Source organism: Pedobacter sp. AC212 (genome assembly GCF_979258625.1).
Genome location: NZ_OZ409870.1, coordinates 4,869,875 through 4,893,308 on the forward strand (window position 1 = coordinate 4,869,875; position 23,434 = coordinate 4,893,308).

The 23,434-nt window shown below is 43.4% G+C and carries 23 protein-coding genes; 11 read left to right on the forward strand and 12 right to left on the reverse strand.

The genetic code is table 11. The features are described 5' to 3' along the window. Positions 1-64: 64 nt before the first annotated feature. The 12 genes from ACZZZC_RS20875 to ACZZZC_RS20930 form a co-directional block, all read right to left on the reverse strand. Positions 65-385 (reverse strand): DUF6660 family protein, encoded by a 321-nt coding sequence (locus ACZZZC_RS20875; RefSeq protein ID WP_410479073.1) that lies wholly within the window; start codon positions 383-385, stop codon positions 65-67. 78 nt (positions 386-463) lie between these two features. Further along, positions 464-601, reverse strand: a complete 138-nt coding sequence (locus ACZZZC_RS20880; protein ID WP_463488081.1) for a hypothetical protein — start codon at positions 599-601, stop codon at positions 464-466. 203 nt (positions 602-804) lie between these two features. After that, positions 805-2,985, reverse strand: a complete 2,181-nt coding sequence (locus tag ACZZZC_RS20885; protein ID WP_056095233.1) for a TonB-dependent receptor — start codon at positions 2,983-2,985, stop codon at positions 805-807. Positions 2,986-3,701: 716 nt separating this feature from the next. After that, positions 3,702-4,025 (reverse strand): hypothetical protein, encoded by a 324-nt coding sequence (locus ACZZZC_RS20890; protein ID WP_056095240.1) that lies wholly within the window; start codon positions 4,023-4,025, stop codon positions 3,702-3,704. Continuing rightward, the gene (locus tag ACZZZC_RS20895; RefSeq protein ID WP_090985884.1) at positions 4,009-6,546 is read right to left on the reverse strand and encodes a heavy metal translocating P-type ATPase; all 2,538 of its coding nucleotides are present in this window, start codon (positions 6,544-6,546) and stop codon (positions 4,009-4,011) included. The genes ACZZZC_RS20890 and ACZZZC_RS20895 overlap by 17 nt, the downstream gene beginning before the upstream one ends. Positions 6,547-6,558: 12 nt before the next feature. After that, positions 6,559-9,342 carry a multicopper oxidase domain-containing protein gene (locus ACZZZC_RS20900; protein WP_082489585.1) on the reverse strand — a complete coding sequence of 928 codons (2,784 nt, stop codon included), beginning with the start codon at positions 9,340-9,342 and terminating at the stop codon, positions 6,559-6,561. 12 nt (positions 9,343-9,354) lie between these two features. Further along, a complete protein-coding gene (locus ACZZZC_RS20905; RefSeq protein WP_056095245.1) occupies positions 9,355-9,831 on the reverse strand; it encodes a heme-binding domain-containing protein in 477 nt (158 codons plus the stop codon). A 7-nt stretch (positions 9,832-9,838) separates the two neighbouring features. Next, positions 9,839-10,411: a DUF3347 domain-containing protein gene (locus tag ACZZZC_RS20910; protein ID WP_056095249.1), complete on the reverse strand. Its 573-nt coding sequence runs from the start codon at positions 10,409-10,411 to the stop codon at positions 9,839-9,841. A gap of 117 nt (positions 10,412-10,528) precedes the next feature. Then, positions 10,529-11,017, reverse strand: coding sequence for a DUF3347 domain-containing protein (locus tag ACZZZC_RS20915; protein ID WP_056095252.1), 489 nt, complete (start codon positions 11,015-11,017; stop codon positions 10,529-10,531). Between the two features lie 108 nt (positions 11,018-11,125). After that, on the reverse strand, positions 11,126-11,563 hold the full coding sequence (locus ACZZZC_RS20920) for a hypothetical protein (RefSeq protein WP_056095255.1): 438 nt from the start codon (positions 11,561-11,563) through the stop codon (positions 11,126-11,128). 285 nt (positions 11,564-11,848) lie between these two features. Further along, positions 11,849-13,063, reverse strand: a complete 1,215-nt coding sequence (locus tag ACZZZC_RS20925; protein ID WP_056095258.1) for an efflux RND transporter periplasmic adaptor subunit — start codon at positions 13,061-13,063, stop codon at positions 11,849-11,851. Then, positions 13,056-14,036 carry an efflux RND transporter periplasmic adaptor subunit gene (locus ACZZZC_RS20930; protein WP_265856928.1) on the reverse strand — a complete coding sequence of 327 codons (981 nt, stop codon included), beginning with the start codon at positions 14,034-14,036 and terminating at the stop codon, positions 13,056-13,058. The genes ACZZZC_RS20925 and ACZZZC_RS20930 overlap by 8 nt, the downstream gene beginning before the upstream one ends. A gap of 505 nt (positions 14,037-14,541) precedes the next feature. Between ACZZZC_RS20930 and ACZZZC_RS20935 the strand changes: the two genes are divergently transcribed. From ACZZZC_RS20935 to ACZZZC_RS20985, 11 genes are all read left to right on the forward strand, one after another. Further along, positions 14,542-15,183 carry a Crp/Fnr family transcriptional regulator gene (locus ACZZZC_RS20935; protein WP_090985886.1) on the forward strand — a complete coding sequence of 214 codons (642 nt, stop codon included), beginning with the start codon at positions 14,542-14,544 and terminating at the stop codon, positions 15,181-15,183. A 124-nt stretch (positions 15,184-15,307) separates the two neighbouring features. Then, positions 15,308-16,105, forward strand: coding sequence for a sulfite exporter TauE/SafE family protein (locus tag ACZZZC_RS20940; protein WP_056095265.1), 798 nt, complete (start codon positions 15,308-15,310; stop codon positions 16,103-16,105). 85 nt (positions 16,106-16,190) lie between these two features. Then, entirely contained in the window at positions 16,191-17,609 is a 1,419-nt protein-coding gene (locus ACZZZC_RS20945; protein WP_056095268.1) for an MBL fold metallo-hydrolase, read from the forward strand. A gap of 7 nt (positions 17,610-17,616) precedes the next feature. Continuing rightward, positions 17,617-18,237, forward strand: a complete 621-nt coding sequence (locus ACZZZC_RS20950) for a class I SAM-dependent methyltransferase (protein ID WP_056095270.1) — start codon at positions 17,617-17,619, stop codon at positions 18,235-18,237. 16 nt (positions 18,238-18,253) lie between these two features. Further along, a complete protein-coding gene (locus tag ACZZZC_RS20955) occupies positions 18,254-18,592 on the forward strand; it encodes a rhodanese-like domain-containing protein (protein WP_197413310.1) in 339 nt (112 codons plus the stop codon). Positions 18,593-18,755: 163 nt separating this feature from the next. Continuing rightward, a complete protein-coding gene (locus ACZZZC_RS20960; protein WP_056095272.1) occupies positions 18,756-19,313 on the forward strand; it encodes a YeeE/YedE family protein in 558 nt (185 codons plus the stop codon). Between the two features lie 11 nt (positions 19,314-19,324). Then, positions 19,325-19,738 carry a DUF6691 family protein gene (locus ACZZZC_RS20965; protein WP_056095276.1) on the forward strand — a complete coding sequence of 138 codons (414 nt, stop codon included), beginning with the start codon at positions 19,325-19,327 and terminating at the stop codon, positions 19,736-19,738. Between the two features lie 110 nt (positions 19,739-19,848). Continuing rightward, positions 19,849-20,130, forward strand: coding sequence for a hypothetical protein (locus ACZZZC_RS20970; RefSeq protein ID WP_146202964.1), 282 nt, complete (start codon positions 19,849-19,851; stop codon positions 20,128-20,130). Positions 20,131-20,252: 122 nt separating this feature from the next. Beyond that, complete coding sequence (locus ACZZZC_RS20975; RefSeq protein ID WP_056095282.1) at positions 20,253-21,593, forward strand: MBL fold metallo-hydrolase; 1,341 nt, start codon at positions 20,253-20,255, stop codon at positions 21,591-21,593. Between the two features lie 12 nt (positions 21,594-21,605). Next, a complete protein-coding gene (locus ACZZZC_RS20980; RefSeq protein WP_199562757.1) occupies positions 21,606-22,685 on the forward strand; it encodes a c-type cytochrome in 1,080 nt (359 codons plus the stop codon). Between the two features lie 4 nt (positions 22,686-22,689). Continuing rightward, on the forward strand, positions 22,690-23,145 hold the full coding sequence (locus ACZZZC_RS20985) for a DsrE family protein (RefSeq protein WP_056095285.1): 456 nt from the start codon (positions 22,690-22,692) through the stop codon (positions 23,143-23,145). Positions 23,146-23,434 lie beyond the last annotated feature (289 nt).

The window sequence follows — 23,434 nt, forward strand, 5'->3', positions numbered from 1 at the left end:
TGCATAGCGTAGCCTCGTAAGGATTACACGGGCAAAAACGCAGCATCGAAATGAAGATCGATTTTTAACTTAATTTAGGCGGCTGCCAAACAGATAATGGTAGAGAGATAACCTCACCCCTGTAAGCTTCATTATATTCTGAGCTTATCGGTTTTGAGATTACCACAAGAGGTGTGGAAGAAATAACTTCAGAAGTAGTGTTACAGCACGAACAAACGCAGAAAGGTGAACAGAAATCATTGCGTTCTTTTTCTGTAGAATGTGTTGTTATGTTTTTTTCAGCGAATGGTCCACCCTGCAACTTACCCATAGCCAATACGTCAGCACATGGAATGCAGCTGAGTATTACGATAATGAAGCAGAGAAACAAACTGGATATTTTCACTTTCAAAATTTTACCAAATATATAAATTTATTTAAGAACAATTTTTTTTAGTCCTAGTTTGAAAAAATTTAATACTTTTTAATAAAAATAAACATAGCCTACCGGTTTCAACCCATCATTCAAAAGTTCCACCACTTGAACAACCAAACGGAAACCTTCTTTGCCCAAATCAAAAAACTTCATATAATCTGGGTAAAAAGGGAAGGAAGTTTTCATTTATTGATGAGATAAGTCCAGAGGTAAGCCTGAATCTTCCACTAACAGACCTTATCGGCCAGCATAGACTCTTCTGATGGGAAATGTCTTTTAACCGCACCGAAAGCTTCAATTATTCAGCCAGCCAGGGATTTTTTGGCCATCAAATCCCTGGCCCGGCTAAAATGTGAATCCACTACCCAGAAAAGTCGATTACTACAGGTTTAAAGTTTGAATTTTATCCCTCCGTTTACTACAAACCCATCTACAGGCGCATAGATGTCCCTGAAAACAGGGCTAGTAATGCTACCTGTATAGATCGAATCAAAGCTGGTCTGCCTAGTGTCCGTTAAATTCTCAAAATTCACAAAAATTGAAAACCGTTCCCAAAGCTTTTCTGCCATCAGACCAGCTGTCCAATAGCTTTTACCAGTGGCACCATCGTTTAACTTCTGTTTGCTGAAATAGTATGCTTCGGCACCGATCTTCCATTTATCTTCAAGCTCATACATCAATACATTATTTACCCTGTGCTTTGAAACCAGCGGATAATTTGTGCTGGTGCCTCCTGTATGCTGGTTCACATCCGCTAATGTATAACCGATGAAAAGTTTAAAATCACCGTAGGTTACTTTGGCATTTGTTTCCATTCCCCTGGTATCTAAATTACCTTTAGGCTGAACATAGGTCAGGTTGGCTCCATTAGCAGCAGTCAGCAATATCGGGTTATTGATACGGGTATAAAAAAACATCTGATTGATGCTGAATCCAACCGCTCCGTCAAACAATGAGGTGCGATAGTTAACATCATAGTTGGCGCCATAAGAGCGTTCCGCCTTTGTATTGGCCACATCTAAAGGCGCTACATTTCTGAACTGGATCCGCTCAGCATCTTCGGTAAATACAGTTGGTGCCTTATAACCCAGACCACCGCCTAATCGGGTAGAAAAATGTTCATTGATCTTCCACAATCCGGAAATTCTTGGTAAGAAGAAAAATCCGTATTCATTGTGGTAATCTCCCCTTACTCCTGATTCAAGACTAATTTTTTTAGATATGTTCCAGGTGTTCTGTGCAAATGCCCCAATGGTATTATAATTGTAACTTCTGAGTGCATTGTCACTGTTCTGGTCTTCCTTAAAATTGTCGGTCAAAAAGTTCACCCCCAACACCCAGTCTGCTTTTTCTCCGTTACGGCTATAATTGGCCTCACTGTAGGTTGACACTTGAACGCCTGAAAAAAGGTAATTTGGCAACCCAATACTCCGGTCGTAATAGCTCACCGAATTGCGGATAACAAGCTTTTCCTTTTCGCTCAGTCTATGATCCAACTCAACCTGAGAGCTGTAACGCCCGGTTTTATTCTCCTCAAAATAAGAATGGGCAGCACTGCCATTTCCCTTCACATATTCCAGGTCGCCGCCAATCCGTTTTTCAGTTGTGGCGTTGATTCCGGCCAAAAGCGTAGTCGCATCATTGAAATAAAAATATAGTTTGGGGTTCAGGGTGAAACGGTCAAACTTGGGGATAGCGGTTAAGCCAATATCAGAAGGATCATAGGCAGTCCCTTTGTTGTATGCACCATAAACCGTGATACCTATTTTATCAAATTTCTGTCCATAAAAACCACTGGCATCCAGTCCCAAAGCAGAAGTACCGTTTAAAAGGAAATTAAGCTGACGCGCTTCAGTCGGTTTTTTAGAAACCAGGTTCACCAGTCCAGCAATTGCTCCACCTCCGTAAAGGGTGGACGATGAACCTTTGATCACCTCTACCTGCTGCAAATCCAATGGGGCAATCTGAAGCAGGCCCAATCCACCCGAGAAACCAGAGTATAATGGAAAACCGTCCCTAATGATCTGGGTATATTTTCCGTCCAGTCCCTGTATGCGGATACTGGAATTTCCGCTGGTCGCAGAAGTCTGCTGGGTCTGGATGCCTGTGCTTTCTGCCAGCATCATGCGGATGTCGCCAGGTTTCATATTACCTTTTTCGTCCAGTTCTTCCCCGGCGATGACCTCAACCCGTGTAGGAATATTATCAATGGTACGGCTGCTCCTTGTAGCTGAGATCACTACATCCTCTAGTTCCTGGTCTTCTTCAGCTGCAGTAAGTAAAATAGTCAAAACGTTAGTTTCAGCAAGGGGAAAGGTCAGCGTATCAGTTTTGGTCTGATAGCCTACATAACTAAACTGAATGATCTGTTTACCTGAGGGTATACCATTAATACTTGCATTACCTGCACTATCTGATTTAGCACCAATGGTCGTTCCAAGAACTTTTAACGTAGCTCCTGGAAGTACTTGGTTTGTCTTTGCGTCTTTGATGACGGCTTTATATCTATTTTGGGCAAAGGCGGTAACTGTAAACAACAGTATAGCCAAAACCACAATCGTTCTTTTCATAATGATCTTTAAATAATGATTTCGATAAATATGTCCGGTTAGGACGAGGGAAAAATAAACTACGAAAGTTTGGGCGGCTGCCAGATAGAAATTGAAATGGCCTGTAGCTGAAGTGGGATGTAAGCCGTATTATGCTGTACAGGTAAAAGCTGGGCCGCAAAAACGATCGTTGTCCGTGTAGTGATGGTAAAGCCGATACAGGTACCACAGACATAAAACGGTGAACAGCCTTTGCAACAATTATCGTTATGTTCACTGCAAGCATGTTTTTCCGCTTTATCGGTTTTCAGTACATGGCTATCTTCTCGCGCTAAAGCGCAGCATGGTACCGCGGTTAGCGTATATACGATGAGAGATAAAACCAGGGCAATGAATTTCACGGTGTAAAAGTATAAAATTTACTAATACTCTGTGTTGTTGTTATGTGATATAATAGATTGCAAGATCTGTAAATGAAGAATAAGAGCCTGGCACCCTCAAATTTGACTGTCCAATTGATTGGGGTTATTTCGCAAGCTTCAAGGCATCAGCAAACTCACCGGACAGGGGGACTGTTTATGATAGCTGTGGGGGATGCTTCCACGTCGTGCTCGACACGCTTGAATTCAATTTCAATACTATTTGCATCGGTTGTAGAACAGCCTGCATTTAAGTGAACATAAGGTAACAACCCCTTGGGTCACCGTCGTTAGGCTTTCCGAGGGATCCCAGGTTGATCACATGTTTGAACTTTCAATATGGGGTTTCCAAATTCTGTGATACGGCTTGTGGAAGTGCACCACAAAAAGCAGATCTGCATCAGCTTCTTTAAGCATTTCCAAAACATAGTCTGCATCTGTGTCTATCAGTATGTATTCATCTATACTACTGGTACTGCCGTGCGCGAAAACAAGATTTAGTTTTTCACCGCTCAGTTTATATTCTAACCTGATATGCGCCGGAAGCGTTTTCAAATATCCCCTGTTATCCTCACGCAACGGCCATCGGTAACAGCATCTGCCTTTTTCCTCTACTAAAAAAATATCAGTCGATTTTGGCATTTCTCAATCTCAGGGAATTCAAAATAACGGAAACCGAGCTAAAACTCATCGCGAGTGCAGCTATCATGGGAGAAAGTAAAACTCCAAAAAACGGATATAAAATACCAGCCGCTATCGGAATCCCCAATACATTGTATCCCAGGGCAAAAAACAGGTTTCCTTTGATATTGCCCATTACTTTATGGCTCAACAACCTTGCTTTTGCGATCCCGTTTAAATCCCCCTTCACCAATGTAATCGAGGCACTCTGGATAGCAACGTCTGTTCCCGTGCCCATGGCAATCCCGATATCAGCCTGGGAAAGTGCAGGGGCATCATTGATGCCGTCACCTGCCATGGCTACCTTTTTGCCTTCGGCCTGTAGTTTTTTTATTTCATTCAGCTTATCTTCAGGCAACATCTGAGCTTTGAACCCATCCAGATTTAAAGTTGCGCTTACTGCCCTCGCTGTATCCTCATTGTCTCCGGTAAACATGATTACCTTGATGCCTTCCTGCTGGAGCTTTAGAATAGCAGCTGTGCTGGAATGCTTGATCTTATCCGAAATCACAACAAACCCCACTGCTTTATTTCCAACGGCCAAATAAGAAACCGTCTTGCCCTGCCTTTGAGCGGCACTAACCTGCTCGGACAGACTAGGATCAATCGCCGCTTTAACATGCTCCATCAGTTTTTGGTTCCCCAAAGCCAGTCTTTCCCCATTCAGACTGCCTGTTACGCCCTTCCCGGTAACGGCCTCAAAGTCGGATATAGCCTTAACGGATATTTCGTTTTCCTCCCCATAACGCAAAGTTGCCTGTGCCAATGGATGTTCGCTGCTGCTGTTCAAAGCCACAATTTTCTCCAGGATCTGTTTTTCGGTAAAGCCCTTATCTACGCTAACCACACTTTCAACCGAGGGCTTTCCCTCTGTAACCGTACCAGTTTTATCGATGACCACTACATCAATAGCATTCATTTTCTCAAGAGATTCCGCATTTTTGATCAGTATACCAGACTGAGCGCCCTTCCCTACTCCCACCATTACCGACATTGGGGTAGCCAGGCCTAGCGCACATGGGCATGCAATAATCAATACCGCGATTGCATTTACAAAAGCATAAACATAGGCCGGATCGGGGCCGTATACTGCCCATACCACGAACGTTACAATAGAAATCAATACCACAACAGGCACGAAATAACCTGAAATTTTATCGGCCATCTTTTGGATGGGCGCTTTTGAGCGGCTGGCGGAATTGACCATTTCGATGATCTGGGAAAGCAGTGTTTCTGAGCCTACCTTTTCGGCAAGCATGACAAAGGTCTTTTTACCATTGATGGTTCCTGAACTGATTTTATCCCCTATCTTTTTCTCAACAGGAAGGGGTTCTCCTGTGATCATGGATTCATCAATTACAGCTTCCCCGTTCTTAATACTACCATCCACCGGAATTTTTTCACCAGGCTTTACCCTCAGCAGATCTCCTTTCTGAATATCATCAATAGATACTGATATTTCCTTATCCCCGACCACTTTTGTTGCTGAATTAGGTGCCAGCTTCAACAGCTCCTTAATGGCGCTGTTGGTTTTGCCATGCGCCCGGGCTTCCAAAAGCTGACCGAGCAGTACCAGCGTAAGAATCACGGTTGCCGCCTCAAAATAAACGAAAACGGTGCCGTGATGTGTTTTAAACTGATCAGGAAAAACTCCGGGGAATAGAAGGGCGACAATACTGAAGCCCCAGGATACCCCGGCACCAATCCCAATCAGTGTAAACATGTTCAGTTTCCAGGTAATGATGGATTGCCATGCACGCTGAAAGAACATCCAGGTTGCATAAAAGACCACCGGAATAGAAAGAAAAAACTGAACCCAGTTCCAGTATTTAAGTTCCATTAGATCAAACAAAGGATTGCTGGGAATCATTTCCGTCATGGCAATAACAAAAATGGGTATGGTAAAACCTGCTGCAATCTTGAACTTTTTGAGCAGGGTTTCATAAGTTTTATCTTCTTCTTCAAGGTTTGTCCCTGTAGGTACCAGGTCCATTCCGCAGAGCGGACATGATCCTGGTTTGTCCCTGATAATCTCGGGATGCATGGGGCAGGTAAATTGAGATGCCTGTTTCTTGGCAGGCTGTTTTACCAGGTCCATCCCGCATACAGGGCAATGACTTGGCTTATCATAAGTCTTCTGACCTTGACAGTGCATAGGACAATAAAACAGGCCTCCCGCTTCATTTTTATCATCATTTTCAACCTTGGGACTTTGCTCATGGGTTGAATGATCATGATTAGGATGTTCTGAAGATTTTAGAACATGTTTTCCCTGAACTGCCATTTCAATACCGTAATGTCCGGCGGCAGAAAGAGCCTCCTGCAGCTTTTCCGTCGGGATATGTTCTTGCATAGTTATGACGGCTTCAGCAGGTTCAAGGGTCACCTGTGCAGAAACGCCATCAATCGCATTCAGCACATTTTCGACTTTGCTCCGGCAGCCCTGACAGCTCATTCCGGTTATTTTATAGGTGTGTTCCATGTTTTTGATTTGTTAATAGCTTAATGTCAATCCGGCGCCATAGCCCATATCACTGTCATAATGTGTTGAAAGCCCAAAATACTTAGTAACGATGTACCTGAATCCGGCCATATATTCCTTATCGGTATTGACCATAAACTGGAAGCGCAGTCTTTTGGAAACGGGGATATCTTCCCTCATCAGCTGAAACCTGACATTCCCCTTGTGATCGAGGGAAGCATCTGCAACGATCAGCAGTGGTAGGGTATATTGAACTCCCAAATGAAATACCTGCCTGAAATTTTTGGTATTTCCCTGCCCGAAAAGGTTGTTTCCCGGCGAAAGTGATTGCCCGAAAACATTCTTGTCCAAGGGATCAACCGTTCTTTTTCTAAAATCCCATCCGATATAGGGCAATAGCCATTGGTTTCTCCCGATATATCTTCCAAAATGACTTTCACTTTCATAGCCCATTTCCTTGTCAAACCCAATCCGCCATTCAGTGGTAAAGCGGTAACGGGTATTGGCGAGCATAATCTCTCCGTCGCTGCCATTGGTTTCGATTCCGATGCGTGCCATTGGATGAAATGCCCTGTCATCACTGAAAAGTTTTCGCTGTGCCAGCTTGGGGTCCGGGATTTCGGGATTAGGCGGAGAATTCTCATAACTGAATACCCTTCCCATACCGCTCATCATGTGATAGAGAATATGGCAGTGGAAGAACCAGTCGCCTCCTGGCTCTGTTGCTGCAAATTCAAGGGTATCCCGCTCCATGGGCATGATGTCGATAATGTTCTTCATCGGGGCATATTCTCCCTGCCGGTTAATTACCCTGAAGTCATGGCCATGAAGGTGCATAGGATGGCGCATCATACTGTTGTTGTAAAGGATTATCCTAACATTTTCGCCCTTTTTTATCAGTATCTTATCGCTTTCAGAAACGGTTTTGTTATCCAGCGTCCAGACGTAACGGTTCATATTTCCTGTAAGGTCAAACTTAAGTTCCTTCCATGGGCCTTTTGGCAGGGTTGTTTTCTTTGGATCTCGAAGCATATTATAGTTCAGAGTAACGATATCGGCGGTTTCTGCCTCCATATTCATCCCTGCCATGCTCTTGTCACCAGACATCTGCATACCAGGCATCCCCTTCATTTTTTTCTCTGTTTTTGAATTTTCTTCACCGGTTACCTCCGGGTACATCACCGTATTCATATCCATGATCTGGTTCTGCATCTTCATGCCTTCCATCTGTACCATATTGCCGCTCATATCCATCATATCGTTCATCATTTTCATTCCGGCAAAATACTTCAGTTTGGGCATTTTCTCTGCATGGACCTTTTCTCCCTTGCCCAGCCATAGTGATGCTGATCCCGTACGGTCTTCAGGAGTGACCAAAAATTCATAGCTCTTATTTTCCGGAATCGTGACCACTACATCATAGGTTTCGGAAACCGCTATAATCAGCCTGTCGACCTCTACAGGCTCCACATCATTTCCATCGGTAGCGACAACGGTAATCTTGCCCCCTGCATATTTAAGCCAGAAATAATCTGAGGCTCCACCGTTTGCAATACGCAGCCTTACCTTGTCCCCAGCCTTGAACTGCGGCTGTTCGTTCTGATTTTTCCCATTGATGAGAAAGGCTTCATAATAAACATCGCTCACATCCATGGCATTCATGCGCTTCCATTCATTGGCTACCTTTGTTTTAAAATGTCCGGTCCTGATCGCTTCTGCATAACTCTGGGTAGTCCCTTTTTTGATGGCAAACCAGTCGTTGGCATTTTTCAGGCTTCTATGAACCTCCTCGGGCTTCATATCTGTCCATTCGCTAATGACTACTGGAAGGGTTGGAATATCCCACTCCGTACGTTTGTTCATGATAAATGCCCCATACATACCTATCTGTTCCTGAAGGCCGCTGTGGCTGTGGTACCAGTGCGTTCCATGTTGGACGATGGGAAACTTATAGATGTAGGTAGTGTGCGGTTTGATCGGCATTTGGGTCAGAAAAGGAACACCATCCATCTTGTTCGGAAGAAAAAGTCCGTGCCAGTGCAGCGCGGTTTCCTCGTCGAGATTATTGTGCACGTAGATCAGGGCGGTATCGCCCTGCGTAAAGGTCAGTGTGGGCATGGGGATCTGACCGTTTACCGCAATTGCCCGCTTTGATTTTCTCCCATAATTTACCGTTGTATCGGCTATGTAAAGATCATAACGCACGGTACGTGGTGGAAATTTATTCGCAACGGTCTTAATCGGGCCCAAATTGGCCTTTGCAGTTTTGATATTTTCCATGTCAGAACTGTTATCATCCATTGCCATGCCCGCCATATCCCCCATATCCTCACTCTTTTTGGAACTTTCCTTTGTTCCCCCATTCTGTTCAGGCGCTGACCTGGGCTTTTCCCTGATTAGCTTCATCCCGCATTTGGGACAGTTGCCAGGTTTGGAGTCATGGATCTCAGGGTGCATTGGGCAGGTATAGGTTACTGATTCCTCTTTTGGCTTACTTTCCAATTTTTCTGCCAGCATTTTCATGCCTTCCATAGCTCCCTTTTTTGTACCTTGCTTCTTTTTGCCCGGATCAGCTGTCTTTGCCTTATCCACTTTACCTTTCTGCAGGATAAGCTTCATTCCGCACTTTGGACAGTTACCGGGTTTTTCCGATTGTATTTCCGGGTGCATCACACAGGTATAGATTACCCTGGACTGACCAGCACTGCCGTTCTTGTCCGTTTTCATTCCCTTCATATCCTGGGCGGAAACCACAGAATAAATTATCAATAAAAAGACTGTTAATATATTTTTCATTTCTTTGTTAATTTAAAGAGCAGTGAGATTCTTTCTGTTCAAACTATCCCTTGAATTCTGTACCCACTTTATGAGTATCGACTTTTCCCTTGGATCTAATATTGCATTTCTGTGGATCAGGCTATAAGAGGAAAGCGGCATTGTACCATCTTTTAAGCTATTTTCTATGGCCCGCAGTTTGTTCTGACGCCTCCGCAAGGTATAGCCGGCAAATTCATTAAAGTTCAGCTCCTCTTTTCCCGATCGTATGTGACTGTTAAGGTACCAGTGAAGCGGCTGAACATAGGCATACCATGGATATTCCGTGTTGTTGCTGTGACAGTCATAACATGATTTTTTAAGTATCCCCTGCACATCATCAGGCATAGGAACAAGTGTGGATATATCCTGAGGCATAGCCTGCGCGCTTTTATTGCGTGCAGGCTGTAAGATCTGCATAAGCATGAAGATAACTAATAGCCCAAGAAAGGTTTTTTTTATGCCCGTCATTTTTGTGCTATTTCAGTTCTTCTTTGACAGTGCCACAGGTGGGCATCGTTTTTCCAAGGTAAGGGTTTTTGATCTCCTTTATCTCACTCACCCAGATTGCACCCTTGTTATTGTTGTACATGGGACAACGGTCCACATACAGGGGCTTGTCAGTGCCAAGGAGCTTGATCATATCGTACATGTCTTTGCTCAGCATATCGAAATGCTCACGTTGATGGGCAATATTGCCTGCATTGGAACCGATATGCTCTGCGTGCTCTTTGGCATCATCCCGAATATCGCTATATGCCCTGGCCTGCTCCGAAGTCAATGATTTTTCATCAAAACTGGCGAACGCTGCGACCATTTCACTGCCTGCGGCGGCAGCTTGTTTATCATCGTCCGTGGTCAGGGCATTTTTCAGTTTCAGATAGCCGGATAAAAGCGCAGCCGTTTGGGATTTTTTTACATTATTGGTTTCCCTAGAAACATTTTTGGTCGTGGAATCCGCAACAGCGGAATCTTGCTTTTCATTTTTGCCATTTGTACAGGCGGCAAGGAAAAATAGTGGGCCCAGAAGGCTATATATTAATGTTTTCATTGTTTTTGATATATCTTGAATAAATTATTTCGAGCTGTATGTAGAATATATGCATACAGCTATATTGAACGGACCAAAACATCACAATGCTAAATGTCCGCTCAATAACAATATGAATTATTTGATAGTCTCCTTTACTGCACCACAGGTCAGCATCTGCTTACCGAAATAAGGGTTTTTGATACCAGCGTTATCAGAAAGCCAATAGCTCTTTTTCAATGGACAATAGGTATAATAAACAGGCGCTTTGGTGAGTTTAACGGCTTTTGCCAGTTTAAAAAGATTGGCAGAAAAAGTTGCGAAATATTCTCTCTGATGGGCAATATCCTTACTCTCCGATATGTGCTTGGCATCAAAGGCAAGCTTATCCTGTAAACCTATAAATATATTCATATCGGCTTCTGGCATTGACTTCATGTCCATGCTGCCCAGCGCTCTGGAAAACTCAGTGGCTTTTGAGGCGGCGACTGTCGCATCTGCATTTATCAATGCATTTTTGATATCGTAATAAGAAGTTAAAAGTGACTGTGTCTGGCTATTTTGCGCAAGGACGCGGCCAGTGAAAACGATTGCCAATAGGGCAACCAGAAAAAATATTTTTTTCATGATTTTAAGATTAAATGTTTACACTCTTTCCGCAGGAGTTTTGGCCGCGCGAAAGCCAGGCACCATGTCAATGTAACACGGGCTCTATTGGTAATTCTTGGTGAAATCTTATATCTGAAAGCTATTGATGGAAATCCGGATGTCCCTGTTGGGTGGCCGCTCCCGCTGTCCGGCGTAAACGCTCTTTTTGAGAGCCAGTTTGACAGAAGGAATTAAAAAGTTGTAATTATAATCTGGAAGCAATAGAACAGGTAGGATAACCTGGTTTTTAACGCTTTGGGGAACAAGCTTCCCCTGAACCACAAGGTCGTTGACCAGAGTCTTGCAACAGGGATCTTCTTTTGAAAGATTCGGTCCATTTGAAGCACTGTGTTTATGCACATGTGCACCTTTATGCTGATGATCATGTTTGTGATTATTCTTTTTAGAGGAAACATGTACATCACTTTCTCCATGATTATCTCTTTCCATTCCAACTGCACAGGCAAGGCCAACAACAGTGTTGAGCAGAAAAATCACTAAAAGAAAGATGGCTTTGGTTTTCATCAGACTACAAATCTATATAAAGATGCAAAATTAAATTTATATAATTTCCCATATCTTTTATATAATTATATTAGAAAATCACCTCAAATTTCTGACATTGAACTTGTTTCAATATTTTTCGGCCCCTCGAAAAGTAATTTCGTTTCGCAGACTCCGACCTGTCAAATGCTGGATTTGCTTTTCACCAAGGTCCAGACAGTATTAGCGCAATCAAGCTACATACTATGCCAAATTTTACTTACCATGGGTATTTATCCATAAGATATGACGCACCAAATCATAACCTTACCCTCCATTTTTGAATATCGATTCACTCTCCAAGAGGTAGGCTCTACTGGTGACCACTATTTCACCTAGTGAAATGCCAGACAATACCTGCACATAGCCCCCGTTCCCTGCTCCGGTATTGACCTTTCTTCCAGAAAAACTTCCATCACGATTTTTGATCCATACCTTATTGCCTTTACCTCCTGCTAGTATTGAAGATGTGGGCACAGCAACAGCATTCTGTTTTCCATTACCAATGGAAATGTATGCCAACATCCCCGGCCTGATCAGCCCCTGCGTATTTGGAACTGCGATCCGGATGAGCACAACCTTAGATTCATCTGATAGTTCAGGATTTACAAATTCCACCTTGCCTTTAACAACCTGTCCGTTCAGATCTGGAAAAGAGACATTCACCATGTCATTTTCCTTATAGTTTCCGCTTTCGCCGGCATATAACTGCGCCTCTATCCATAGATTGGCTAACCCTTGCGTTTTTAATATAGCCATCCCTTCAGTTACGTAATCACCCTCGTGGATGGCTATGTCGCTTACCGTTCCGTTAACCTTGCTGTATATGGTAACAGTGGCCGAAGTTTTGGACAAAGAAGAAAGATTTATGATCTGGGCGGAGTTCAGGCCCCATAACAATAACTTGTGCTCTACTGTCTTGATCATGGCCTCATAATCGACGTCAGGATTATTTAATACCTTCTGCTGCTGCCTGGCCAAAAGGTATTCTTTTTCGGCTGATAACAGGTCTTCGCTATAAATGGAATACACTGCCTGACCTATTGTTATTTTTTCTCCAACGGACCTAACAAATAAACGCTGTATGCGTCCGGCCACTCTTGCACTGATCTCTTCCGCCTTACTTTCGTCCGTGGCAACTGTTCCGGTCAGAAGTTTTTCGCCCCCTGTATTTTCTTCCCTTACCGTATCAACTGTTATGCCTGCCAACTGAATCTGGCTTGCTGTCAATGTTATTTTTTCCGTGGCAGAATTTCCTGATCCAGTAAGTTCGACCTTGATCAGTTTCATGCCACAGATCGGACAGTTGCCGGGATGGTCTTCATGTATCTGTGGATGCATGGAACAGGTATAGTAAAATTTGCTTTTTGCTTTTGCCGCCGGCTCTGCTTTTTGTTTGCAGCTGTTAAATATACTTACTGAAAGCACAATAATCAGTAAGGCACAGATCCTTTTCAGGTTAATTCTTTTTATGTTATTCATGACCCTTTGTTTTGATGAAACTCTCACTGTCTGTTAAATACCCTGCATCTACTGCCAGGGTATCGGTTGCGGAAAGGCCTCTTGTTATCTGTATTTCGTTCCCTTTGAAAGTCCCAATATTTACACTATGTGCATAGTATAAGCTGCCTTTTTTTAGCCAGATTATTTTTGTCTGCCCAAGATCCTGCAGAGCAGACCTCGGTATCCAAAGCCCTTTGGATTTTCCCGTCTCTATTGAGGCATTGATTAGACTGTTTACCTTCAGCTGATGTTCCATATTGTCCAGATAAACCCTTGCGCTAACCGTTTTGTCACCTTGCTGAAGGGTAGGTTCAATAAAATCTACTTTCCCATATAACGTTTTACCTGGCAGATCCGGCAGGGTAATCTTAACCGGTTGATTTAACTCTAAGCTGGCCAGTGAATTTCTGTCGATCTTGATAATGGCCTGGAACAGGGCAGCCCAGGTGATCAGCTCAGGCATAATCTGGTAAGGGTGCCTTAAAATATGAACCGGCCTATGGTCCGACAGAGAAAGCCTGCGTTTTTTAAGGTAGACGGTAAAAAGAAGAATTGCGCAAAGCAGCAACCCTCCCGGTAAGCTTCCCCTTGGAGAGAGGATGATTTGTCCGGGTTCAGCAGCAAAAGCAGCATAGTTCCCTGCAGCATAAACCAGTTTATACCCGATAAGAAAACCTAAAAATCCATTGGTTATCCATTCCCATAACAAAATCTCCTTCTTAGGCTGTATAATAATCTCAACAGGTGCTATATGTCCTGCAGCCTCCTTTCTTTTAAGCTCAGCAGAAAACAGCAGGTAACCAGAAATAAATGCCAGGGCCACAAAGAAACCGAAAGTCTGAACGGGAAGCGGAATATATATTCTAAATAGGTATTCAATAAGATGGGTCAGGGTTGGGAACATAGGCAGAAACTGAAAAACCGCAACGTAAAAAAATATATTAGCCGCCATCAGGAAATTGCCCCAAGTAGTCCATAAAGTGGGGACCCTTTAAAAAGCAGATCCCCACTGATCCTATTTGGATAACAATAAGTCTTAAGCCAGCAAGCGTTTGAGCCACTTTAATTCAATATATAAAATTAAATGCCCAAAGACTAGTAAGCCACGCCTCAGAAGCTAATTATGACCTCATTGTTACGATTCATAGTTATGGTGGTACCTTTAAAAAGTCGCACTGATCGGGCTATTTCTTTCCGGGTCGATCAAAAAACATAAAGATTAACAAGGGATAAAAAATAAAAAACAATATGTGATTTTTGTCAGCTTTATCCCTGGACGAAGTGTTAGGTTTACTTTGGAAAAAACGCGCTGCATGTTTTAATTAGGGAACCATAGAGAGTTTCTTTGTAAATTTATTATACCCTTTATTCTATATCCAAAAAATGTATTCCAATATTTTAAAGAATTTTGGCGCAGGCCTGCAGTATAGTTATCTTTAAAATCCAAAACAGCTAAAATGAAAGATATGACCATTGCGGAATACATCGAAAGACTTTTTCCCCAGTTTGAACCTGCCCTTAAGACCATCCTTATCGAGAATGCGACGCTTAGGGATTTTCAGGGAGGTGATATGCTCATGCAAACTGGGCAGAATATGCGCTCCACGGTGCTTATCGTAGAAGGCATGGTAAAGCTCTACAGGGAGGGAGAAGATGGACAGGAATTCTTTATGTATTATCTCCAGCCAGGAAATGCGTGTGCACTTTCCATGATATGCGCAACCAAACAGGAAACCAGTCAGGTAATGGCAAAGGCCATTGAACAGACCAAGGTACTCATGATTCCGATTGCCCTGATGGATAAGCTGATGCGGGATTACAGAACATGGTATTACTTTGTCATTGAAACATACCGTATGCGCTTTGAAGAACTCCTCTTTGTCATCGATAATATCGCCTTTAAGGCAATGGATGAGCGGCTGGCCTTTTACCTGAAAAAGCAAGCTGGAGATTTAAACACAAAAGAACTGCACCTTACCCACAGTGAAATTGCATCTGATTTGAACACCTCCCGGGAAGTAATTTCAAGGCTGCTTAAGAAAATGGAGCAGGCAGGAGAAATTAAGATGTACCGTAATTACATCGAATATTTAGCCTAAGCCCATAAAAAGAATAAAGTTATTTTTACTGCGAAAGGCATCACTTCTTGAAAATATAATGAGTGTGACAAAAGTCACCAACATTGGTAGATGATAACTCGATTTTTGTTAAAAAATAACAGAAATGGAAATCATTGCATACGTTGCATCTGCCTTAATTGGAATTTCGCTTGGATTGATCGGCGGTGGCGGTTCTATCCTCACCATGCCGGTACTGGTTTACCTATTTGGGGTTAATCCGCTATTGGCTACTTCTTATTCATTGTTCATCGTTGGCTCTACAAGTTTAGCAGGTACAGTCGGGAATTTTAAGCGTGGGCTGGTGAATATTAAAACAGCTTTGCTGTTTGGTAGTGCATCCATCTCAACTGTATTCTTAACCCGCAAATTCATTATCCCCCTTATACCCAAGATAATAATAAAAATCGGCGATTTTGAGTTAACAGAAAACATGCTCATGATGGTACTCTTTGCAGTTTTGATGGTAGCGGCTGCAACAGCGATGATTAAAGGTGCAAGAGCAGAAAGCAGCACCCGAATAGAAAAACCCCCACTTCACATCGGTAAACTGTTTTTATACGGCATTGCCATCGGCCTCGCTACTGGTTTTTTGGGTGCTGGTGGTGGCTTTCTACTTATTCCTACACTTGTTATTTTAGTGGGCTTACCCATGAAAGAGGCCGTAGGTACTTCACTTTTCATCATAGCGCTTAATTCGCTCATCGGTTTCACCGGCGATCTTGGACATTTCCATATCGACTGGATCTTTCTCGCCAAAATTACTACCGTTGCCATCGCCGGTATCGTGGTAGGTGGAATGATAAACAAAAAAATAGATGGAGGAAAACTGAAGAAAGGTTTCGGGTGGTTTGTACTGGTTATGGGTTGCTACATCATTCTAAAAGAGGTAATATTTAAGTAACCTTCAGAAACAAACTCCTTGTGTGACAAAAGTCACCAACGACCATATCGTTAAGGATTAATTTTGACATACTAATTTAATCATCATGATTATAGAACAAATTTACACCGGATGTCTGGCACAAGGTGCCTATTATATAGAAAGCAACGGAGAGGCGGCCATTATCGATCCGCTTCGAGAGGTTAGTCCGTATATGGAACGTGCACGGAAGAACAACGCAAAAATAAAATACGTGCTCGAAACACATTTCCATGCCGATTTTGTATCCGGACACATTGATCTGGCTAAAGAAAGCGGCGCAGAAATCGTTTACGGGCCGAATGCAAAACCCGACTTTGATTTTTACGGTGCGAAAGACGGAGAAGTGTTGCGACTTGGTGGGGCAAAGATTAAAGTGTTGCACACCCCAGGACATACCATGGAAAGCACCTGTTTCCTGGTTAGCGATGAGCAAGGAAAGGAAATAGCACTGTTCTCCGGCGATACGCTTTTTATAGGCGATGTGGGAAGACCCGATCTGGCACAGAAACCGGTCAGTGAGCTTACAAGTGAGATGCTAGCAGGTTATCTCTTTGATTCTTTACGCAATAAGATCATGCCTTTAAGCGATGATATTATGGTTTATCCTGCACATGGTGCGGGTAGCGCATGCGGAAAAAATATGAGCAAAGAGACCACCGATCTTTTGGGAAATCAAAAGAAGACCAATTATGCGCTAAGGGCAGGCATGTCCAAAGACGAATTCATTAAAGAGGTTACTGATGGTCTTTTACCGCCTCCTGCATATTTTCCTGAAAACGTCATGATGAACATCCATGGATATGATAGTTTTAACAAAGTGATAGAACGAGGCATGCAAGCCCTTAACCCCGATGCTTTTGAGCGGGTTGCAAATGAAACAGGAGCGGTAATTCTCGACACAAGAGCTCCAGAGGATTTTATAAAAGGCTTTCTCCCAAACTCGGTAAATATTGGCATCGATGGAAATTTCGCCCCCTGGGTAGGAACTTTAATCCCGGACATTAAACATCCTATTTTACTTATTACAGATGAGGGTAGAATTGAAGAAGTGCTCACCCGTTTATCAAGAGTAGGATTTGATGGTGCAGTAGGTTACCTAGATGGCGGCGTCGTTGCCTGGAAAAAAGCTGGTCAGGAAACCGACGAGATAAAATCGGTTTGTGTAGCCCGGCTGGCCGAAATCGGCAAAAAAGCGGAGGTAAATATTCTGGACGTCAGAAAAACAAAGGAATACTTAAGCGAGCATGTCGAGGGTGCTGTCAACCTTCCACTGGATTATATCAACGAAAACCTCGGCACCGTCGATAAAACCAAGACCTACTTTGTTCACTGTGCAGGTGGTTACCGTTCTGTTATTTTCAATTCCATCATGCGCTCACGCGGGTACCACAACCTCATCGATGTGGCTGGTGGTTTTAAGGCCATACAGGAAAACGGATGTATTCCGACTACAGCATTTGTATGTCCAAGTACCTTAATATAAAAGGGATATGAAAAATGAGAAAAAATCGCACTGGGAAAAGGTGTATTTAGAAAAAAGTCCTGACCAGGTCAGCTGGACGCAGGTCTACCCCACAGTTTCAATGGAGATGATAACGGGGTTCAATCTGGATAAATCTGCTCCGATAATCGATATTGGCGGGGGAGACAGTCTGCTTGTGGATTTTTTGCTTCAGGAAGGCTACAGCGATATTACCGTAGTGGATATATCTTCCCGGGCATTGGAAAAGGCAAAGGCAAGGCTTGGAGAACTGTCTGGCAGGATACACTGGATCGAGACAGACATCAGGGATTTTGTGCCGCAAAGAAGTTATGCAGTCTGGCATGACCGGGCCACTTTTCATTTCCTTCATTCATCAGAGGAAATCCATAGTTATGCAAACACGGCAGGTCAGTTTACCGGAGAATACTTGGTCATGGCGACTTTTTCGCTCACCGGACCAGAAAAATGCAGTGGCCTGCCCGTTTCAAGATACAGTGAAAGAACGCTGCGCGAGATATTTAGAGAAGGGTTTACCGAAATAGAGTGCAGGCCGCAAGAGCACACTACCCCAATGCAAAGCACGCAGGATTTTCTGTTCTGCAGCTTTAAAAAAAATACAGAGCAATAAGAAACGAATAAATACAATGAATAAACTACTTCAAATGATCAGCAGTTTTTTTTCAAAAGGTGCGTACAACCTCGATGGCTACCACTTCAAAAACGAATTTACAAAAAGCAGTGACGCAGTCCTCTTAGATGTAAGGACAAAGCCTGAATATGCCCCAGGCGCGCTTCCTTCAGCCATATATATCGATTTCCTGGGTTCTGCCTTTTCTTTAGAACTTGCAAAGCTGGATAAGGCCAAGCGGTATTTCCTCTATTGCAGAAGTGGAAAGCGTTCCTCCTCAGCGGTATCGGAGATGAGAAAACTTGGGGTGGAAGCATTCAACCTGGTTGGAGGTATCGGTACCTGGCCAAAATGAAGAAATATATTCAAGAAATATTGATCTATTCAACGCTGCCGGCCGGATTTCTTCGGGATGGCAGTTTGCTAAAATGATTCAGCACTTACTTGCTCAAACCGCCACAGGCATTACCTTTTAACAACAACAAAAACACCCATATTAACATTTCATTTAAAAAAACATGATTGATTTTATTAAACAACCCTGGCCTTGGTATTTCTCGGGCAGCATGATCGTACTCATTATGCTCATCCTACTTTTTTTCGGAAAGTCCTTTGGCTTTTCATCAAACCTGCGAACGATGTGCAGCATAGCCGGAGCAGGCAGGAAAGTAAAATTTTTTGATTTTAAATGGAAAGACCAGACCTGGAACCTCATGTTCCTTATCGGCTCGGTAATAGGTGGATTTGTTGCTACAAATTACCTTAGCAGTCCATCTCCCGTAAAATTATCATCCGCCACAATCTCCGATTTAAATCAATTGGGCATTAAGTTCGATGGTGGGTTAAATCCAACCGGCCTGTTTTCACTGGAAGCAATGAAAGATTTAAAAACGCTGGCTATTTTACTCATCGGTGGTTTATTAGTCGGTTTTGGATCTCGTTATGCAGGCGGTTGTACTTCTGGTCACGCCATATCCGGGCTTTCGAATCTGCAAGTACCATCACTAGTAGCCGTAATCGGTTTCTTTGTTGGTGGCCTGATCATGACTTTCCTCATCATGCCTTTTATCTTTTAAATCTAAAAAAAATGAAATTCATAAAATATATTCTTGCAGGAACACTTTTCGGAATCATCATGACCAAGTCTGAGGCTGTTTCCTGGTACAGGATCCAGGAAATGTTCCGTTTCCAGTCTTTCCATATGTATGGAATTATTGGTACGGCCGTTGTACTTGGCGTAATTGCAGTATGGCTGATCAAAAAATTCAAAGCCAAGGATCTGGCCGGAAATCCGATTGTCTTCCACGATAAGGACAAGGCCTATATAAAATACCTACTAGGCGGCACCATTTTCGGCCTGGGCTGGGCACTCACCGGCGCCTGTCCCGGCCCCATGTTCGTCAACCTTGGGAGCGGATATGCCGGTATGGCGGTGGTCATCCTTGGTGCGCTCCTGGGCACCTATCTATACGGAGCGATGAAAAGCAAGCTCCCTCATTAATAAAATAGAATCTGATGAGCAAACTAAGGGCTATAATAGACCATAGATGTCCCAGGTGCCGAAAGGGAAAATTATATACCCATTCCATGTTCCATTGGAAATATGATCAGATGAATAAAAAATTTGCCTGCTGCAACCTGAACTATGAGATAGAGCCGGGCTTCTTTATCGGAGCGATGTATGTGAGCTATGTTTTCATTGTCGCAGAACTTGTCAATGCGGGCATTCCGGCATTCATGATCTTTGGCGAAGAAGAGCAGTGGGCAATCATCGCAACCACTATTTCGCCGGTCATCCTACTGTTCACCTTCAACTACCGCTATGCCAGAACCCTTTTGCTCCATGTCCTCTCTCCGATCAAATATGATGAAAGTGCAGGCAGAAACTGCTGAGAAGATTTTGGGGCGCTGTGACAAAAGTTACAGTGCGAAGAACCGCTAAAGGGTAAATTTGATGTAAACCTGGCAAAGGCAGGAATCATACCGTTAAACACATTAATCAAAAATAAAAACACATGAAAATAGAACAATTTGAAGACAAGCACCTCTCCCATTACAGCTATGCGGTACTGAGCGAATGCCGGAATGAAATCATATTGATCGATCCCTCCAGGGATCCGTCTGCATATTACCATTTTGCCGAAAAACACCAGGCCAAAATAGTTGGTGTTATCGAGACGCACCCGCATGCGGATTTTGTGAGTGCTCATCTTGAAATCCATCATAAGACCGGCGCAACAATATATTGCAGCAAACTCAATACGCCGTCCTACCTGTTTTCCCCATTTGATGAAGACCAGACGATAACCCTGGGAAAGATCACCTTAAGGGCAATCAACACCCCGGGGCACTCTCCGGATAGTATCAGTATTTTGCTCGAACACGATGGGAAACAAAAAGCGCTATTTTCCGGAGATACCCTTTTTATCGGTGACTGCGGAAGGCCGGATTTAAGGGAAAGCGGAGGTGATTCAATGGCGGAACGCAATTTCCTTGCCGCCCAAATGTACCATTCATTAAGGGACAAACTGATGAAACTCTCAGATGAAGTGATTCTGTATCCGGCACACGGGGCAGGTACGCTCTGCGGAAAAGCGTTGAGCGAGGCCAATAGCAGTACCATTGGTGCTGAAAAAAGAAGTAACTGGTCACTGCAGGAAATGACTGAGGCCGATTTTGTGAGCGCATTAAATGAAAACCAGCCATTCATTCCATTTTACTTCCCTTTTGATGTGGCCTTGAACAAGAAAGGCGCAGCACCGTTTGAAGATTCGGTAAGTGCGGTTCAGATCATGGAATCCGGTGAAAACTTAAAACCAAATGCCCTAATTATCGATACGCGAAGGGAAGATGTTTTTAAGAAGGGACATATAGAAGGCGCTGTAAATATCATGGATGGAAACAAATTTGAAACCTGGCTGGGCAGCATTGTGAAGCCTGAAGAGCCTTATTATCTTATGGCAGAAAATCTTGCTACATTGCATAGTCTTATCGCGAGGACCGCATCCATCGGGTATGAAACGCAGCTTGCCGGCGGTTTTATAAACGCAGTAGAAACTGTCCCGGATGAGATTATCGATATCCAAAATTTTAAAGAGAACCAAAATGGATATACCATTGTGGATGTGAGGAACAAGACAGAGCGTATGGAAAACAGTATTTTTGAGAACAGCATAAATATTCCACTGGGAAATTTAAGGGAAAGGGTAAACGAAATTCCGCTGGAGCAACCCGTAGCAGTACACTGCGCCGGTGGATACAGAAGTGCGGCTGCAAGCTCACTGATTGCATCCGTTATTGATGGCAAGCAAAAGGTGCTTGATATTGGTGAGGCCATTAAGGATTTTCAGAATTAATATTTTAAAAGTGTGAAAACAGAAAGAAACAACGAGGATAAACTGCAGGTATTTGCCCGGTTTGGAAAATATCTCGTATGGACGTCATTTCTATTCGTTGTGATCATGTTTTCTCTTGTTTTAGCACTCAGCGGATTTCATCTTCCAAAAAGTTTCTATGCGGATAAGCCTAATCCATCCATTCAAAAGAATCAAATAAAACCTTTAGAGCGCCGTGTTGCTAAACCCGAATATTGGAAGGCGCCTGATACGATGCAGCTTCAGGGCAAAGCTGATGCGGATCTGATCAGGTATGGCCGGGATTTGATTGTCCGTACGGCATACTATTTAGGGCCGCAGGGTATCGTAGGAAAGCTGACTAATGGTATGAATTGTCAGAACTGCCACTTGGATGCAGGAACCAGGCCCTTTGCGAATAATTTCTCCATCTTTTATGCAGGTTTTCCAAAAATGAGCGCAAGAAGCGGTAGAAAGGAAGAAGCCTTTGAACGGATTAATGAGTGCTTCGAGCGAAGCATGAACGGCAAAGCTCCGGGAAGAAATTCCAGGGAAATGGTCGCCATGTTGGCCTATTTAAAATGGGTTGGAAAAAAACAGGATGCCGCACATTCCATTGCGGATAATTCGGTAAAAAAAATCCCATATCTGGATGTGCCTGCAGATCCCCTGAAGGGGAAAATGGTATATGCCTCCAAATGCAGCAGCTGTCATGGAGAAACGGGCAAAGGCGTTGCCTCACCTGATGGAAAAGGATATATGTACCCTCCCCTTTGGGGCAGGGACAGCTATAACGATGGTGCAGGAATGTTCAGGCTTGGAAATTTTGCAGGATTTGTCAAAAACAACATGCCTTATGGCGCCACCTACAAAGATCCGAACTTAACGGATGCGGAAGCCTGGGACGTAGCTGCATTTGTGAATGCGCAGCCCAGACCGCACCTGGATTCCAAAAACGACTATAAAAACCTGTACACAAAGCCAATAGATTATCCCTTCGGGCCATATGCAGATCACTTTAGCGAAAAGCAGCATAAATATGGTCCCTTTATTGACATGGCTGAACAGCACGCACCTATAAAACAGAAAAAATAGAAACATGAAAAAATTACTGATCTTACTCCAGCTTGTCATCATGATGGTCATCACCACCAATGTATCTGCACAGGAGACAAAAAAACCGTTTACGGGTGCTGTTGCAAAAAAGAAATCATATAAAGCGCTATATGTACTTAACAGTGCCGAGGAAAAACATATTTCGGGAACACTCAGGAACATCAACAATGCTTTGGAGGATCCAAGATTGAAGGGAAAACTGGAGGTTGAGCTTATCGCCTTCGGGGATGGCGTGGCGGTTTATCGCAAGGATGGAAAGTTCCTTGAGCAGCTTAATTTGCTAAAGTCAAAGGGCGTAATTCTTGCGCAGTGCGAGAATACCGTTCGCGAGCGGAAAATCGATAAGTCAGATCTCTTCGATTTCATCAGCTATGTGCCAAGCGGCAACGGAGAGATCATCATCCGTTCGGCGGAAGGATGGGTAATCGTTCATCCCTAATGTAAAAACCAAAACGGCAGTGAATCTTTAAAAGGTGCAAATTGGTATTTCGATACGATGCAAAGATTAGGATCAGTTGTGCCGGATCCATTTCACCCGGGGCCGCAAACGCCGAAAATTATTGTCATGTTTAAATATCAATGGCTTATGCCGGCAACACTAAAATTCAAAAGGTTCGACAAAATTGTCTATCATCGTATGTGCTGTGCGGAGTAACGCATTTAAAAATGCTAGGGAATTTATCGAAAAGCTACATAATTAAAACAGTACTCGCCCAAACAGCATTGAT

What these genes read in the sequence shown, in the direction of transcription:
- ACZZZC_RS20880 (WP_463488081.1), bottom strand. Translation starts at nt 601, where the DNA reads ATGAAAACTTCCTTCCCTTTTTACCCAGATTATATGAAGTTTTTTGAT.
- ACZZZC_RS20885 (WP_056095233.1), bottom strand. Translation starts at nt 2,985, where the DNA reads ATGAAAAGAACGATTGTGGTTTTGGCTATACTGTTGTTTACAGTTACC.
- ACZZZC_RS20890 (WP_056095240.1), bottom strand. Translation starts at nt 4,025, where the DNA reads ATGCCAAAATCGACTGATATTTTTTTAGTAGAGGAAAAAGGCAGATGC.
- ACZZZC_RS20895 (WP_090985884.1), bottom strand. Translation starts at nt 6,546, where the DNA reads ATGGAACACACCTATAAAATAACCGGAATGAGCTGTCAGGGCTGCCGG.
- ACZZZC_RS20900 (WP_082489585.1), bottom strand. Translation starts at nt 9,342, where the DNA reads ATGAAAAATATATTAACAGTCTTTTTATTGATAATTTATTCTGTGGTT.
- ACZZZC_RS20905 (WP_056095245.1), bottom strand. Translation starts at nt 9,831, where the DNA reads ATGACGGGCATAAAAAAAACCTTTCTTGGGCTATTAGTTATCTTCATG.
- ACZZZC_RS20910 (WP_056095249.1), bottom strand. Translation starts at nt 10,411, where the DNA reads ATGAAAACATTAATATATAGCCTTCTGGGCCCACTATTTTTCCTTGCC.
- ACZZZC_RS20915 (WP_056095252.1), bottom strand. Translation starts at nt 11,017, where the DNA reads ATGAAAAAAATATTTTTTCTGGTTGCCCTATTGGCAATCGTTTTCACT.
- ACZZZC_RS20920 (WP_056095255.1), bottom strand. Translation starts at nt 11,563, where the DNA reads ATGAAAACCAAAGCCATCTTTCTTTTAGTGATTTTTCTGCTCAACACT.
- ACZZZC_RS20925 (WP_056095258.1), bottom strand. Translation starts at nt 13,063, where the DNA reads ATGAATAACATAAAAAGAATTAACCTGAAAAGGATCTGTGCCTTACTG.
- ACZZZC_RS20930 (WP_265856928.1), bottom strand. Translation starts at nt 14,036, where the DNA reads ATGGCGGCTAATATATTTTTTTACGTTGCGGTTTTTCAGTTTCTGCCT.
- ACZZZC_RS20935 (WP_090985886.1), top strand. Translation starts at nt 14,542, where the DNA reads ATGAAAGATATGACCATTGCGGAATACATCGAAAGACTTTTTCCCCAG.
- ACZZZC_RS20940 (WP_056095265.1), top strand. Translation starts at nt 15,308, where the DNA reads ATGGAAATCATTGCATACGTTGCATCTGCCTTAATTGGAATTTCGCTT.
- ACZZZC_RS20945 (WP_056095268.1), top strand. Translation starts at nt 16,191, where the DNA reads ATGATTATAGAACAAATTTACACCGGATGTCTGGCACAAGGTGCCTAT.
- ACZZZC_RS20950 (WP_056095270.1), top strand. Translation starts at nt 17,617, where the DNA reads ATGAAAAATGAGAAAAAATCGCACTGGGAAAAGGTGTATTTAGAAAAA.
- ACZZZC_RS20955 (WP_197413310.1), top strand. Translation starts at nt 18,254, where the DNA reads ATGAATAAACTACTTCAAATGATCAGCAGTTTTTTTTCAAAAGGTGCG.
- ACZZZC_RS20960 (WP_056095272.1), top strand. Translation starts at nt 18,756, where the DNA reads ATGATTGATTTTATTAAACAACCCTGGCCTTGGTATTTCTCGGGCAGC.
- ACZZZC_RS20965 (WP_056095276.1), top strand. Translation starts at nt 19,325, where the DNA reads ATGAAATTCATAAAATATATTCTTGCAGGAACACTTTTCGGAATCATC.
- ACZZZC_RS20970 (WP_146202964.1), top strand. Translation starts at nt 19,849, where the DNA reads ATGAATAAAAAATTTGCCTGCTGCAACCTGAACTATGAGATAGAGCCG.
- ACZZZC_RS20975 (WP_056095282.1), top strand. Translation starts at nt 20,253, where the DNA reads ATGAAAATAGAACAATTTGAAGACAAGCACCTCTCCCATTACAGCTAT.
- ACZZZC_RS20985 (WP_056095285.1), top strand. Translation starts at nt 22,690, where the DNA reads ATGAAAAAATTACTGATCTTACTCCAGCTTGTCATCATGATGGTCATC.